A 13,030-nucleotide genomic window follows, 5' to 3' on the forward strand; every position below is an offset into this window, starting at 1 on the left:
CGGTCCGCTCCAGCTCCGAAGGTCCGCCGCCACCGCGGCGGCGGACCGCGGGGCCGTATTCACCACCCACCGCTCTCTTCAGCCGCGGAGCGCATGCATGCACGTACCACACCGCGCGCCGCGCTCCGGCGCGGCGCGGGTCACCCTGCTCACCGAGGGCACCTATCCGCACAGCCACGGCGGGGTGAGCGTCTGGTGCGACCAGCTCGTCACCGGAATGCCCGACATCGACTTCGACATCATCGCGGTCACCGGTACCGGACGCGAAGCCACCGTCTGGGACCTCCCGCCGCACGCCTCCGAGGCCGTCTCGGTCCCCATGTGGGGTCCCGCGCCCGGTGGTTCGGCCCCGCGGGGCCGACAGGAACGGCGCCTCATGGCCGCGTACGAACGCTTCCTGACCGCCCTGCTCGACCCCTCGGCCGAGGACGGTTTCGGGCCGGCCCTGTACGAGATGGCCCGGGCCGCCCGCGACGGACAGCTCAGCCCCGCGCTGCGCGGTGACGCGGCGATACGGGTCCTCACCGAGGTGTGGAACCGGCCGGGGCTCGCGGTGCGCGAGGCCCGGCCGACGTTGCACGACGCGGTCACCGCGACCGCGCTCCTGGAGCACGCGCTGCGGCCGCTCGCCGCGGCCCCGCCCACCCACGGCGTCTCGCACGCGGTCAGCGGGGGCGTGGCGGTGCTTCCCGGCCTCGTCGGCGCCGAACTCCACGGCGTGCCGCTGCTGTTGACCGAACACGGGGTCTATCTGCGCGAGCGCTACCTCGGCTACCGCACCGCGCCCTACCGCTGGCCGGTCAAGGCCGTCCTGCTGGGGTTCTTCCGGCTGCTCGCCGAGGAAACGTACCGCCGGGCCGCGCTGATCACGCCGGGCAACCAGTACAACCGGCTGTGGGAGGAGCAGGGCGGGGCCGACCCCCAGCTCATACGCACCGTCTACAACGGGGTCGACCCGGCGGCATTCCCGCCCGCCGGACCCGAGCCGACCGCACCGACGCTCAGCTGGGCGGGGCGGGTCGACCCGATCAAGGACCTGGAGACGCTCATCCGCGCCTTCGCCAAGGTGCGTGCCGAGCTGCCCGAGGCGACGCTGCGGCTGTTCGGCGGCACGCCCCGGGGCGGCGAGGCCTACCGGGAGCGCTGCGAGGCGCTCGCCCAATCGCTCGACCAAGGCGGGGCGGTCACCTTCGAGGGCCGCGTCGAGGACATCAGGGACGCCTACGCCGCGGGGAACGTGGTCATGCTGTCCAGCATCAGCGAGGGCTTCCCCTTCACGCTCATCGAGGCGATGAGCTGCGGCCGGGCCACGGTCTCGACGGATGTGGGCGGGGTGCGCGAGGCGGTCGGCGAGACCGGTCTCGTGGTGCCGCCGCGCGATCCGGCCGCGATGGCGGCGGCCGCTCTGGAGCTCCTGGGCGATCCGGCCCGTCGGGCGGCGATGGGGGAAGCGGCGCGGCTGCGCGTCGTCGAGCAGTTCACCCTGCGCCAGACCGTCGACACCTTCCGGGCCATCTATCTCGAACTCTCCGCACGCGACCGGCTCGTCCCGGCGCGGCGCAGGGACGACAGCGAGGACGCCACCATGGCGCTGCGCCTGGTACGGGCCGGGGTGCCGGCCGATGAGCTGAGCCGGGTGGCGGGGTGAGCGGGCCCATCCGTCTGGAGCCGCCCGACGGCCGCGACGACACCCTGACCCTGCGGCTCGCCACCGAGTCGACGATGACGCTCCGCCTGCCGGGCCGGCGGCCCGCACGGTGGGGCAAGGACGCGGCGGTGGACCGTCTCGCCGCCGAACTCGCCGATCAGATAGGGCCCGCCGTCCACGCCTACGAGGTGGCGGCGGTCCTGGAGTCGGAGGGCCTGACGGCCCAGCAGATCGCGGACGAGTACGGCCACCGCAATCTGTTCGCGCTGGCCGAGGACCTGTACGGCCGGGTACCGCGCAGCTTCCCGGAGCCGCCCGCGGCCGCCGACCCCTGGAAGCCCGACCCGGTGCGCTGTGGGCTGCGCGGCGCGCTGTTCGCGCTGCCCGGGCTCGCCTATCCGCTCACCGCACGGCTGTGGCAGAGCGACCGGGCGGTGCTCGCCCTGGTCGTGGCGGGCCTGATCTCGTGGGCCTGGGGGCAGGGGCTCGGCCACCGGGCCTATCTGCGGATGGCCTCGGGCCGGGCCGAGGCGGCCCGCACCCTGATGGCGGGCGCGCCGCTCGGTGCGCTGCTCGCCTTCGTGACGGGCCTGGCGATCGTGGGGCCGAGCCCCGCCGCGTTCTTCGTGGCGGGTCAGTCCTGCTATCTCGCGGCGGCCGGCGTCCTGCTGGTCCTGGCCCGCGAGCGGCTCCTGCTCGGCGCGCTCGCCCCGCTGATGGTCGGGGCCGCCGCGCTGCCGTTCCGCGAGCCGGGCGCGCCGCTGCGGATCGGGATCAGCGTGTTCACGCTCGTCCTGGTGGCCGGGGCCGCCGCCCACTGTCTGCGCGGGACGCTGAAGCTGCCCGCCGCGTCCGCCCCGGTGAGTCCGCCGCTGGTGGCATCGCTCCCGTACGGCCTGTTCGGGCTCGCCGCCGGAGTGCTGGTGGCCTTCGCCGGGCAGCAGCATCCACTGGCGGTGATCGCACTGACCCTCAGCATGGGCCCCGCCGAGTGGCTGCTCTACCGCTACCGGGGCCTGTCGGTCGCGGCGCTGCGGGCGACGGCCACCCCGGCCGCCTTCCGGTGGCGCTCGGCCGCCGTCCTCGGCGGCTGCCTGCTCGTCTACCTGCTGCCCCTGATCCCGGCCGCACTGCTCACCGGCGCGGAGCCCGCACCCCTGCTCGCGCTCGCCGCCCTGCTGTGGACGGCGCTGCTGCTCCAGGCGTTCGGCATCGCCTGGGTGCCGGCCGCGGTCAGCCTCGCGGCCGCGACCGGGGTGGCCTCGGCGGCCCTGGCCGCACCGCCGCCGGGACCGCTCACCGAGTTCCTCTGTTGTACGGCCGCCGCCCTGGCCCTGACGGGCACCACCCTGCACCTGCTCGGGCGGCCCACGGCACACGCCTGACCCCGCACCACGGCCCCACCCGGCGCCCCAGCCGGACCACGGGCCTCACACACCGCACGCGAACGATCACCACACGTACCGAACCACCTTGAGAGGAGCGGCAGTTGTCCTCCGCACCGCTTGTCGCCGTCACCGGAGCCGAAGGCTTCATCGGAAGCCACCTGACCGAGGCCCTCGTCGCCTCGGGCCACCGGGTCCGCGCGATGGCCCAGTACAACTCGTTCTCGTCCTACGGCTGGCTGGAGACGCTGTCCCCCGAGGTCCTCGACCAGGTGGACATCGTCCTCGGCGACGTCCGCGACCCCGGCTCGGTACGCGGTCTGATCGAGGGCGCCGAAGCCGTCTACCACTTGGCTGCCCTGATCGCGATCCCGTATTCGTACCAGGCCCCGCACAGTTACGTGGACACCAACGTCACGGGCACGCTGAACGTCCTGGAGGCGGTCCGCGCCCTCGGCACGCCGCGCCTGGTGCACACGTCCACCAGCGAGACGTACGGCACCGCGCAGACCGTGCCGATCAGCGAGGACCACCCCATCAACACCCAGTCCCCGTACGCCGCTTCGAAGGCCGGCGGGGACCGGCTCGCGGACAGCTACTTCGCGAGCTTCGCGACGCCGGTGGTCACGCTGCGGCCGTTCAACACCTACGGGCCGCGCCAGTCGATGCGAGCCGTGATCCCCACCGTCATCGGCCAGGTCGCGGCGGGCGAACGCACCATCACACTCGGCGATCTGCGCCCCACCCGGGACTTCACGTTCGCCGCCGACACCGCGCGGGCCTTCCTCGCGGTGGGCACCGCCCCCGCCGAGCGCGTCGTGGGGCGCACGTTCAACGCCGGTACCGGCACCGAGATATCGGTCGGGGACCTGGTGCGGCTCATCGGCAAGGTCATGGGCGCCGAGCTCGACGTCCGCGAGGACGAGCAGCGCATCCGGCCCGCCAACTCCGAAGTGATGCGTCTGGTGGCGGACGCGAGCCGGCTCACCGAGGCCACCGGCTGGCAGCCGGGGTTCGGCCTGGAGTCGGGCCTTGAGCGGACCGCGGAGTTCTTCCGCGACCCGGGCAACCTCGCACGCTACAAGACCGGCATCTACAACATCTGACTCTGCAGTCCCCACCCTAGGGAGGCTCCCATGCACGCAGTGATACTCGCCGGAGGCAAGGGCGTCCGGCTGCGGCCGTACACCACGGCGCTGCCCAAGCCGCTGGTCCCGATCGGCGACCAGCACGCGATCCTGGAGATCGTGCTGCGCCAGCTCGCGGCCTCCGGGTTCACCAGCTGCACCATCGCCATCGGCCACCTCGGCCAGATCATCCGCGCCTACGTGGGCGACGGCGAACGCTGGGGCCTGGACATCGACTACAGCACCGAGGAGAGCCCGCTCGGCACCATCGGCCCGCTCCTGACCATGCGGGACCGGCTGCCGGAATCCTTCCTCGTCATGAACGGGGACATCCTGACCGACCTCGACTACGCGGACGTGCTCACCCAGCACCGGACCAGCGGCGCGCCGCTGACCATCGCCACCTACGCCCGCAAGGTGCACATCGACTTCGGGGTGCTGACCACCGACGACACCAAGGTGGTCGCCTTCACCGAGAAGCCGAGCATGGACTACCGGGTGTCGATGGGCGTGTACGGCCTGTCGCTCGACACGCTGGCCAACTACACGCCCGGCCTGCCGCTGGGCTTCGACGAGCTGGTCCTGGACCTGCTCAAGGCCGAAACCCCGCCGCACGCCTACGCGTTCGAGGGCTACTGGCTGGACATAGGGCGCCCGGACGACTACGACCGGGCCAACGCCGAGTTCACCACCCACCGTTCCCTCCTGCTGAAGGGGGCCTGACCGCCCCATGCGCATCCTCGTACTGGGGCACAGCGGCTACCTGGGCGGCCATGTCGCCCAGGAGTTGCGTGCCCTGCCCGGCGTGCGGTACTTCGGCACGGGCCGGAGCTCCACGTCGGACCTCGCCGTGGACCTCGCCACCGTCGCCCCGGCCCAACTCGCCGAACAGCTCTTCTCGTTCGCGCCCGACGCGGTCGTCAACTGCGCGGGCGCGGTCGGCCCGCAGTCCGTGCCCCTCGCCGAGGTCAACGTCCGGGGCCCCGCCGTGCTGTGCGCGGCCCTGCGCGAGGCGGCCCCGACCGCCAGGCTCGTCCACCTCGGCTCCGCGGCCGAGTACGGGCCGAGCGGCATCGGAGAACGCGTCACCGAGCAGACCGCGGCCCGGCCCACCACGCTGTACGGGGCCACGAAGCTGGCCGGCACCCTGGCCGTCACCTCGTCGGGGCTCGACGCCGTGGTGCTGCGGATCACCAACCCGGTCGGTCCCGGCGCGCCCGCCGCCGGGCTGCCGGGCCGGCTGGCCCGTCAACTGCGCGACCTCGGACCCCGGTCCTCGGTACGCCTCGGCGACCTCTCCGCGCACCGCGACTTCGTGGACGCGCGGGACGTCGCGCACGCCGCGGTCCTCGCGGCGACCGGCGGCGGCCCGCTGCCCCCGATCCTGAACATCTCCCGTGGACAGGCAGTACCCGTCCGGGAGTTGGTGCACGAGCTGGCCCGCGCGGCCGGGTTCAAGGGCCACATCGAGGAGAACGCCGAGGGTTCGGCGCGCTCGGCGGACGTGCCCTGGCAGTGTTCCGACCCGGCCGCGGCCCGCACCACGCTCGGCTGGTCGCCCCGGCACGACCTCGCCGGCTCGGTGGCGGCACTGTGGGCGGCCGTGTGCGCCGAGCCGGACCGGGAACCGGTGCACTGATGCTGCTGGTTCCCCTCTACGTCCACCCCGCCGAGGACCCGGCCGCCTGGCGGCGGCTCGCCGAGGCGGCGGACGATGTGTACGGGGTGGTGCTGAACGCGGCCGACGGCCCGGGCACCGCCCCGGATTCGGCGTTCACCGGCCCGGTCGAGGCGCTGCGCTCGGCCGGTGTACGGGTGCTCGGCTATGTCGACCTGGACTACGGCGCCCGGCCCCTGGACGAAGTGGTCCGGGACATCGACCGTCATCGCGCCTGGTACGGCACCGACGGCTGCTTCTTCGACCGGGCACCCGCCGACCGCACCGGCCTGCCGTTCGTACGGCAGGTGACCCGGGCCGCGCGGAAGGCGGGCACCACGACGCTGGTGCTCAACCCGGGAGTGCATCCCGCGCCCGGCTATCTGCGCCTGGCGGATCTGGTGGTCACCTTCGAGGGACACTGGACGACCTATGTGTCCACGTTCTCCCGGCCCGGCTGGGCCGACCGCCAACCGCCCGAGCGGCTCTGCCACTTGGTGTACGGCGTGCCCGGGGCGCTCCTCGCGCTCGCCCTGCGGACGACGGGGGACCGTGGCGCCGGCGTGTGCTGCGTGGTCGAGCGCGAGCTGCCCAACCCGTGGGCGGCGCTGCCGCCCGTGCTTCCCGGAAAGACACCATGAACCGCACCCCGCCCCGCCGTTCGACCGCGCTGCTGTGCACCGCCGTCACGCTCCTGCTGCTCGCGACCGCCTGCTCGTCCGGCACCTCCGACGACGACGCGGACGGCCCGGACGAACCCACACCGACGTCGAGCGCACCCGCGCCCACGCACACCCCGGCCCCCGGCAGACCGGGCAAGCCGTCGCCCGGCAGCACCGCCCCTTCCTCGTCGCCCTCCTCGCCCGCGCCGCCCGCTCCGAGCGGCCCGGCGAAGGCGAAGATCTGGCAGCCGAGGCCCGGCACCGCCTGGCAGTGGCAGCTCAACGGCCGGGTGCAGGACGGCCCCGACGTCGCGGTGTACGACATCGACGGCTTCGAGAACACCGCGGCCGATGTCGCCAAGCTGCACAGCCAGGGCCGCAAGGCGATCTGCTACATCAACGCCGGCGCCTGGGAGAACTTCCGGTCGGACAAGGGGGACTTCCCGAGTTCGGTGCAGGGCGAGAACAACGGCTGGGAGGGCGAGCGCTGGCTCGACATCCGGCAGATCGATGTGCTGCGGCCGTTGATGGAGCGCCGCTTCGACATGTGCCAGCAGAAGGGCTTCGACGGCGTCGAGCCCGACCTCATGGACGGCTACGCCAACAAGACGGGCTTCCCGCTCACGGCCGCGGACCAGCTGGCGTACAACCGCATGCTCGCGGGGATCGCCCATGCGCGGGGCCTCGCGGTGGGGCTCAAGAACGACCTCCAGCAGATCCCCGAGCTGGTGCCCGACTTCGAGTTCGCGGTCAACGAGCAGTGCGCGCAGTACGACGAGTGCGCGAAGCTCACACCGTTCGTGAAGGCGGACAAGGCGGTGTTCCACGTCGAGTACGAGCTCCCCACCAAGGACTTCTGTGCCGAGTCCGACAAGCTGGGGCTCTCCTCGATGCGCAAGAACCTCAAGCTGGACGTGTGGCGTCAGCCCTGCTGAGACGGTTGCGCCCTCAGCCGAGCAGGACCGCGATCAACGAGAGGGACGCCATCGACAGGAGGGTGGAGAGCAGCACGGTGTCCCGGGGCAGCGCGGTGTCGAGGCGGTATTCGGAGGCGAAGATGAAGGCGTTCTGTGCGGTGGGCAGCCCTGCGCAGAGCACCACCGCGAACAGTTCGGGCCCGCCGAGCCCGAAGGCCCAGCGTCCCAACGCGTAGGCCAGGAGCGGCTGCACGGCCGTCTTCAGGGTGACGAGCAGGGCGCGCTCGGCCCGCTCCCCCGGGGCGGCCGTGGTCCGCGCGGTGAGCGACATGCCGAGCGCGAACAGGGCGGCGGGGACGGCGCCGCCGCCGAGAATGGTGAGCGGTGAGGTCACCTCGGCGGGCGGGTGGAGGCCGAGCCCGGCGACGGCCACCCCGGCGGCCGAGGCCCCGACCACCGGGTTGCGCAGGGGGAGTTGGAGCATGCGCAGCCATCGCCTGGGTGCGTCACGGCGTACGTCGAGTTCGATGAGGACCAGGATCAGCGGCGTGATGAACAGCATCTGGAAGAGGGCCGCGGCCACGATGAACGAGGTGTCGTGCAGGACGTGCACGGCGATCGGGATGCCGAGGTTCGCCGAGTTCACATAGGACGCGCCCATCGCTCCGATCGCCTGCTCGGCCCGCCTGCGTCCGAAGAGCCGCCCGCTCGCCACCAGGCCGGCCCCGAAGACGGCGAGCAGGCTGAGGGCGAAGACCGCGACGCCGGGCTGTGCGAGGTCCCCGGGCCGGGACTTCGCCATCGTCAGGAACAGCAGCGAGGGCATCGCGAACGTGAACGCGAAGCGGCCGAGCACCTGTTGGGCCTGGTCGCCGAGCAGGCCGTACCGCCCGGCGACCCAGCCGAACGCGGTGATGGTCCAGATGGGCAGGAATCCGGAGAAGACCGAGTGCACCGGGCCAAGGATGCCCGACCGGTGTCCGGTCCTCGCGATCGGGGTCGCGCTGTGCGGACAGCGGTCCCCGCAGGTCAGAAGGGGTGGTCGGCGGGCTCGCGGCGCACGGTGGTCCAGCGCAGTTCGGTGAAGGCGTCCAGGTTGGCACCCCCGCCGAAGCGGGCACCGGTGCCGGAGGCCGCGATCCCGCCGAAGGGGGCCACCGCCTCGTCGTTGACCGTCTGGTCGTTGATGTGGGCGATCCCGGTCGGTACTCGGTCCGCGAGCTCCAGGCCGAGTGCGGTGTCCCGGGTGACGATGCCGAGCGAGAGACCGTACGGGCCGCTCGCCGCAAGCGCCGCGGCCTCGTCCAGGGTCGCGAAGGAGCGCACCGGCGCGACCGGCCCGAAGACCTCCTCGGTGTAGGCGGGGGTGCGGTCGTCGACGTCGGCGAGGACGGTCGGGCGGTAGAAGAGGTCGCGGTGGCTGCCGCCGGCGACGAGCCGGGCGCCGCGTGCGGTGCTGGACTCCACCAGGGCGTGGATCTTGGCGACTTGGCCCCGGTCGATGACGGGGCCGAGGTGGACCCGCTCACGGTAGGGGTCCCCGACGGTCAGCGCCTCGGCCTTGGCGGCGAGCCGCTCGATGTACTCGTCGTACAGGGAGTCGTGTACGAGGTGCCGGCCCGTGGTCATGCAGATCTGGCCCTGGTGGAAGTAGGAGCCCCAGGCGGCCTGGGCGACGGCACCCTCCAGGTCCGCGTCCGCGAGGATGACGAGCGCGGAGTTTCCGCCCAACTCCAGGTGGGCGCGCTTGAGTTGGCGTCCGGCCGCCTCGCCGACACGGCGGCCGGCGGCGGTCGACCCGGTGAAGGAGATGACGGGAATCCGGGGGTCGGCCACAAGTGCCTGGCCGGTCCCTGCGCCGCCGGGCAGGATGTGCAGCAGTCCCTCGGGCAGCCCGGCCTCGGCGAACACGGCCCCGACCGCGAGGCCGCCGCAGACCGCGGTGCGCGGATCGGGCTTGAGCAGCACCGCGTTGCCCAGCGCGAGCGCGGGAGCCACCGAGCGGACGGACAGGATGAGCGGGGCGTTGAACGGGGCGATCACCCCGGCCACGCCGACCGGGACCCGGCGGGTGTAGGACAGCCGGGGCTGTTCGCTCGGGAGCATCTCGCCCAGCGGCCGGGAGGTTAGGGCGGCCGCCTCGTAGCACTCCTGGGCGGCGACGTGCAGCTCGAAGTCGGCCTTGCCGGGGACCGAGCCGGACTCGCGCACCAGCCATTCCCGCAGTTCGTCGGCGTGGTGCGCGAAGAGGTCACCGGCGCGGCGCAGTACGGCGGCGCGTGCGGGGTGCGGGGTGCGTGCCCAGGCGGTCTGGGCCGCGACGGCGACTGCGGCTGCCGCCGCCACGTCCTCGCCGTCGGCGAGGGTGACGGCGCCGAGCGACTCGCCGGTGGCGGGCTCGACGACCTCGTACTCATCCCCGGCGAGCCGTGCGGGCTGCCACGTCTTGGGGTCGAGCAGGGTCATGAGGGCTCTCCAGTCACTTGCGCGTCGGAGGGATGAAGTCCCTTGTGGAAGGCGGCGATTCGCGTCGGGGGGATGGAGCCCCTTGTGGAAGGCGGCGATTCGCGTCGGGGGGGGGTGAGGCCCCGTGCCGGGGGATTTGTTCGGAGGAGTGAAGTCGCTTGCGATGGGCGGCGATTCGGACCGACCGGTCAAGTCCTGTACGGCGCGGGCACGTTGAGGTCTCCTGCGCGGACGCCGCCGGCCCCCGGGCCGGTCAGCGTTCCAGTACGAGGGCGAGACCCTGGCCCACCCCGATGCACAGGGCCGCGAGGCCCGTGCCCGAGCCGGCCGCGGCGAGCTGGTGGGCCACGGCCCCGGCGAGGCGGGCGCCGGAGGCGCCGAGCGGATGGCCGATCGCGATGGCACCGCCGCGCGGGTTGACCACGGCCGGGTCGAGGCCGGGCCATTCGGCGAGGCAGCCGAGCGACTGGGCGGCGAACGCCTCGTTCAGCTCGAAGGTGGTGAGGTCGGCGAAGCCCTTGCCGGCCTTGGCGAGTGCCGTGCGGACCGCCTCGACGGGCCCGAGCCCGAACAGCTGGGGCTCGATGCCGGTCACGGCGGAGCTCCGGATGCGGGCGAGCGGTTCGCGCCCGGTGGCGCGCAGGCCCTCCTCGTCGACGAGGAGCAGGGCGGCGGCCCCGTCGTTGAGCGGCGAGGCGTTGCCGGCGGTGACCGAACCGTCCGTGCGGAAGGCGGGCTTGAGGCGGGCGAGCGCTTCGAGGGAGGACTCGCGGATGCACTCGTCACGGGCGAGCTCGACCCCGTCGTACGGGACGACCTCGCCGTCGTACAGGCCCTTGGCCCAGGCCTCGGCGGCCTTGCGGTGGCTCTCCAGGGCGAAGGCGTCCTGCTGTTCGCGGGTGATGCCGTGCCGGTCGGCGACGAGTTCGGCGCCCTCACCGAGCGAGACCGTCCACTGCTCGGGCATCCTCGGGTTGGTCATGCGCCAGCCGAGGGTGGTGGAGAACATCTGCTGGTGCCCGGCGGGGAAGGCGCGTTCGGGCTTCTGGAGGACCCAGGGGGCACGGGACATCGACTCGACACCGCCCGCGACGGCGATCGAGGCGTCGCCGACGGCGATGGCGCGGGCCGCCTGGATGACGGCCTCCAGGCCCGAGCCGCACAGCCGGTTGACGGTGACTCCGGGCACCGAGACGGGCAGCCCGGCGAGCAGCACGGCCATCCGGGCCACATCGCGGTTGTCCTCCCCCGCCCCGTTCGCGTCACCGAAATACACGTCGTCGATGCGGGCCGGGTCGAGCTCCGGGGTCCGGTCCACCAGGGACCTGACCACATGGCCGGCGAGGTCGTCGGGCCGCACCGCCGCGAGGGCGCCGCCGAACTTGCCGATCGGGGTGCGGACGGCGTCGACGATGTACACGTCGCGGATGCTCATCGGGTCTCTCCCACGGATCTCTTCACCGCTCCGCGGCCACCACAGCAGCCTGTTCGTCCAGTGAAGTGATGTTCATGATTGGCTGCGCCCGAGTCTCTGCCCCTCGCCGTCCGCTGTCAACGGGCCCCGGCCGGAACCCGATCAGCCACCGGGCCGGGGCGGGACGTCCCTGACCACGGCGGTCAGACCGATGTCCAGTTCGGACCCGTCGACGAGCAGCGCCTCGACCGCCCGCCCGGCGGAGTCGATCTCGGCCTCGATGCCGTGCCCCGCGTAACGGGGGTAGCCGGAGACCCCCGTCTCGCCGGTCGCCTCGACGACGGCGGACCGTACGGCGCTGTCGACCACGGAGGCGTCGCCCCGGGATTCGACGTGCTCGGGAACCAGCAGGATCTCGAAGCGCTGCGGAGGCCGGTTCGCGTACTGCGGTTGATGGCTCATGCTCCGAACGCTAGACACCCGGCGCCCCTGGCGCACCCCGTCCCGCGCACCCGCTCAGCTGGATTCGCGCGGCAGCGCCCGGGCGCCCATCAGGTCGTGCCGCTCCGGGGCGCCGTCCGGGTCGCGTACCACGCGGTCGACCAGTTCGGCCAGGTGGCGGCCGGTCACCATCTCGACGTGCACCGTGCTGAGGCGGGGGCGCAGCAGTCTGCCGAGCAGGAGGTCGTCCGCGCCGATCACCGCCGTCTCGCCCGGGACATCGATGTCAGCGTCCTGCAGGGCGCGCATCAGGAGCATCGCGTACTCGTCGTTGTAGGCGAACACCGCGTCGAGGCCCAACTCGCGCCAGCGGGCGGCCAGTTGGGCCGCGGACTCCTCGGTGTACGCCATCGGCACCGGCTCGACGACAGCGTCCGTGCCGTGCACGGCCTTGCGGGCGCCGGCCAGGCGGGGTCGGGAGAAGAGTTCGAGGCCGGGCTCCTCGGGGATCAGCACGCCGATCCGGCGGCGGCCCCGCTCGCGGAGGTGGGCCACGGCGCTCCCGCCGACCTCGCGCTGGTCCATCACGAGCGCGTGGGCGCCCTCGACGCGCTGCGGGCCCAGCGTTATGACCGCCCGGGCCCCTGAGCGCTTGAGGAGCTGGACGCCCTGCGGGGTGAGCTCGATCTCACCGAGCGAGACCACCGCGACCGGCCGCAGTTCGGCCCACGCACGGGCCGCCTCGTCGGCGCCGAGCCCGAGGCTGCCGTACTGCACGACCGTGTAGTCGAGCCGGCGCAACTCCCACTGGAGCTCGTTGAAGAACCGGCTGTAGAGCGGGCCCACCGGGATGTGGGCCGTCGGCAGCAGCACGATGCGGGTGTGCCCGGCGCGCAGGCTGCGGGCCGCGGCGTGCGGGACGTAGCCCAGTTCCTCGGCGGCGGCCCGGACCTTGATCCGGGTGGGCTCGCTGATCCGCACCGCCGAGGTGTTGTTGAGCACGTAGCTCACGGTCGCCCGGGAGACCCCGGCGAGCCGGGCCACATCGGCACTGGTCGGGACGGGACGGTCGGCAGGCTGCTTGGGTGTCTGGCTCATCGCGATCGGCATCTTTCCAGACGCGTCCGGGCCGGGGTCTAGCGGATGGCCTGAATTCGATGCTACACAGTGCTTACACGAGCAGTTGACACGTGTAAGCATGAGTCATGAACCAGCCGGGTCGTGGCCCCGCCGGTCGGAGGCCGTCGTCCCGTCGGTCACCGGTGTCACCAGGAGTCCTCCGCCGTCCGGAACCTTCGTTCCGCGCCGGTCGG

At 73.0% G+C, this 13,030-nt stretch carries 12 protein-coding genes; 7 read left to right on the forward strand and 5 right to left on the reverse strand.

The features are described 5' to 3' along the window. Positions 1 to 97 precede the first annotated feature (97 nt). The 7 genes from pelF (at position 98) to IE267_RS14050 (ending at position 7,414) form a co-directional block, all read left to right on the forward strand. Positions 98 to 1,648 (forward strand): GT4 family glycosyltransferase PelF, encoded by a 1,551-nt coding sequence (pelF, locus tag IE267_RS14020; protein ID WP_161258523.1) that lies wholly within the window; start codon positions 98 to 100, stop codon positions 1,646 to 1,648. Continuing rightward, complete coding sequence (locus IE267_RS14025) at positions 1,645 to 3,033, forward strand: hypothetical protein (protein ID WP_189763410.1); 1,389 nt, start codon at positions 1,645 to 1,647, stop codon at positions 3,031 to 3,033. Before pelF ends, IE267_RS14025 begins: the two co-directional genes overlap by 4 nt. A gap of 104 nt (positions 3,034 to 3,137) precedes the next feature. After that, positions 3,138 to 4,139 (forward strand): GDP-mannose 4,6-dehydratase, encoded by a 1,002-nt coding sequence (locus IE267_RS14030; protein WP_167151882.1) that lies wholly within the window; start codon positions 3,138 to 3,140, stop codon positions 4,137 to 4,139. 30 nt (positions 4,140 to 4,169) lie between these two features. Then, entirely contained in the window at positions 4,170 to 4,883 is a 714-nt protein-coding gene (locus tag IE267_RS14035; protein WP_167151884.1) for a sugar phosphate nucleotidyltransferase, read from the forward strand. A gap of 7 nt (positions 4,884 to 4,890) precedes the next feature. Next, positions 4,891 to 5,799 (forward strand): NAD-dependent epimerase/dehydratase family protein, encoded by a 909-nt coding sequence (locus IE267_RS14040; protein ID WP_189763411.1) that lies wholly within the window; start codon positions 4,891 to 4,893, stop codon positions 5,797 to 5,799. Continuing rightward, positions 5,796 to 6,458, forward strand: coding sequence for a spherulation-specific family 4 protein (locus IE267_RS14045; protein ID WP_167155937.1), 663 nt, complete (start codon positions 5,796 to 5,798; stop codon positions 6,456 to 6,458). Before IE267_RS14040 ends, IE267_RS14045 begins: the two co-directional genes overlap by 4 nt. Further along, positions 6,455 to 7,414: an endo alpha-1,4 polygalactosaminidase gene (locus tag IE267_RS14050; RefSeq protein WP_189763412.1), complete on the forward strand. Its 960-nt coding sequence runs from the start codon at positions 6,455 to 6,457 to the stop codon at positions 7,412 to 7,414. The genes IE267_RS14045 and IE267_RS14050 overlap by 4 nt, the downstream gene beginning before the upstream one ends. Positions 7,415 to 7,427: 13 nt before the next feature. On the opposite strand, the gene IE267_RS14055 is transcribed toward IE267_RS14050, so the two are convergent. From IE267_RS14055 to IE267_RS14075, 5 genes are all read right to left on the reverse strand, one after another. Beyond that, positions 7,428 to 8,351 carry an AEC family transporter gene (locus IE267_RS14055; protein ID WP_167151890.1) on the reverse strand — a complete coding sequence of 308 codons (924 nt, stop codon included), beginning with the start codon at positions 8,349 to 8,351 and terminating at the stop codon, positions 7,428 to 7,430. Positions 8,352 to 8,425: 74 nt separating this feature from the next. Continuing rightward, complete coding sequence (locus IE267_RS14060; RefSeq protein WP_189763413.1) at positions 8,426 to 9,862, reverse strand: benzaldehyde dehydrogenase; 1,437 nt, start codon at positions 9,860 to 9,862, stop codon at positions 8,426 to 8,428. Between the two features lie 253 nt (positions 9,863 to 10,115). Then, entirely contained in the window at positions 10,116 to 11,297 is a 1,182-nt protein-coding gene (locus IE267_RS14065) for a thiolase family protein (protein WP_189763414.1), read from the reverse strand. Between the two features lie 141 nt (positions 11,298 to 11,438). Beyond that, positions 11,439 to 11,738, reverse strand: coding sequence for a hypothetical protein (locus IE267_RS14070; protein WP_189763415.1), 300 nt, complete (start codon positions 11,736 to 11,738; stop codon positions 11,439 to 11,441). A gap of 54 nt (positions 11,739 to 11,792) precedes the next feature. Then, positions 11,793 to 12,815: a LacI family DNA-binding transcriptional regulator gene (locus IE267_RS14075; RefSeq protein WP_189763416.1), complete on the reverse strand. Its 1,023-nt coding sequence runs from the start codon at positions 12,813 to 12,815 to the stop codon at positions 11,793 to 11,795. Positions 12,816 to 13,030: the final 215 nt, after the last annotated feature.

The organism is Streptomyces xanthochromogenes, assembly GCF_014650455.1.
GTDB classification, from domain to species: domain Bacteria; phylum Actinomycetota; class Actinomycetes; order Streptomycetales; family Streptomycetaceae; genus Streptomyces; species Streptomyces xanthochromogenes.

Coding starts and splice junctions, on each gene's coding strand:
- IE267_RS14065 (WP_189763414.1), bottom strand. CDS start 11,297: ATGAGCATCCGCGACGTGTACATCGTCGACGCCGTCCGCACCCCGATC.
- IE267_RS14060 (WP_189763413.1), bottom strand. CDS start 9,862: ATGACCCTGCTCGACCCCAAGACGTGGCAGCCCGCACGGCTCGCCGGG.
- IE267_RS14050 (WP_189763412.1), top strand. CDS start 6,455: ATGAACCGCACCCCGCCCCGCCGTTCGACCGCGCTGCTGTGCACCGCC.
- IE267_RS14040 (WP_189763411.1), top strand. CDS start 4,891: ATGCGCATCCTCGTACTGGGGCACAGCGGCTACCTGGGCGGCCATGTC.
- IE267_RS14070 (WP_189763415.1), bottom strand. CDS start 11,738: ATGAGCCATCAACCGCAGTACGCGAACCGGCCTCCGCAGCGCTTCGAG.
- pelF (WP_161258523.1), top strand. CDS start 98: ATGCACGTACCACACCGCGCGCCGCGCTCCGGCGCGGCGCGGGTCACC.
- IE267_RS14075 (WP_189763416.1), bottom strand. CDS start 12,815: ATGAGCCAGACACCCAAGCAGCCTGCCGACCGTCCCGTCCCGACCAGT.
- IE267_RS14035 (WP_167151884.1), top strand. CDS start 4,170: ATGCACGCAGTGATACTCGCCGGAGGCAAGGGCGTCCGGCTGCGGCCG.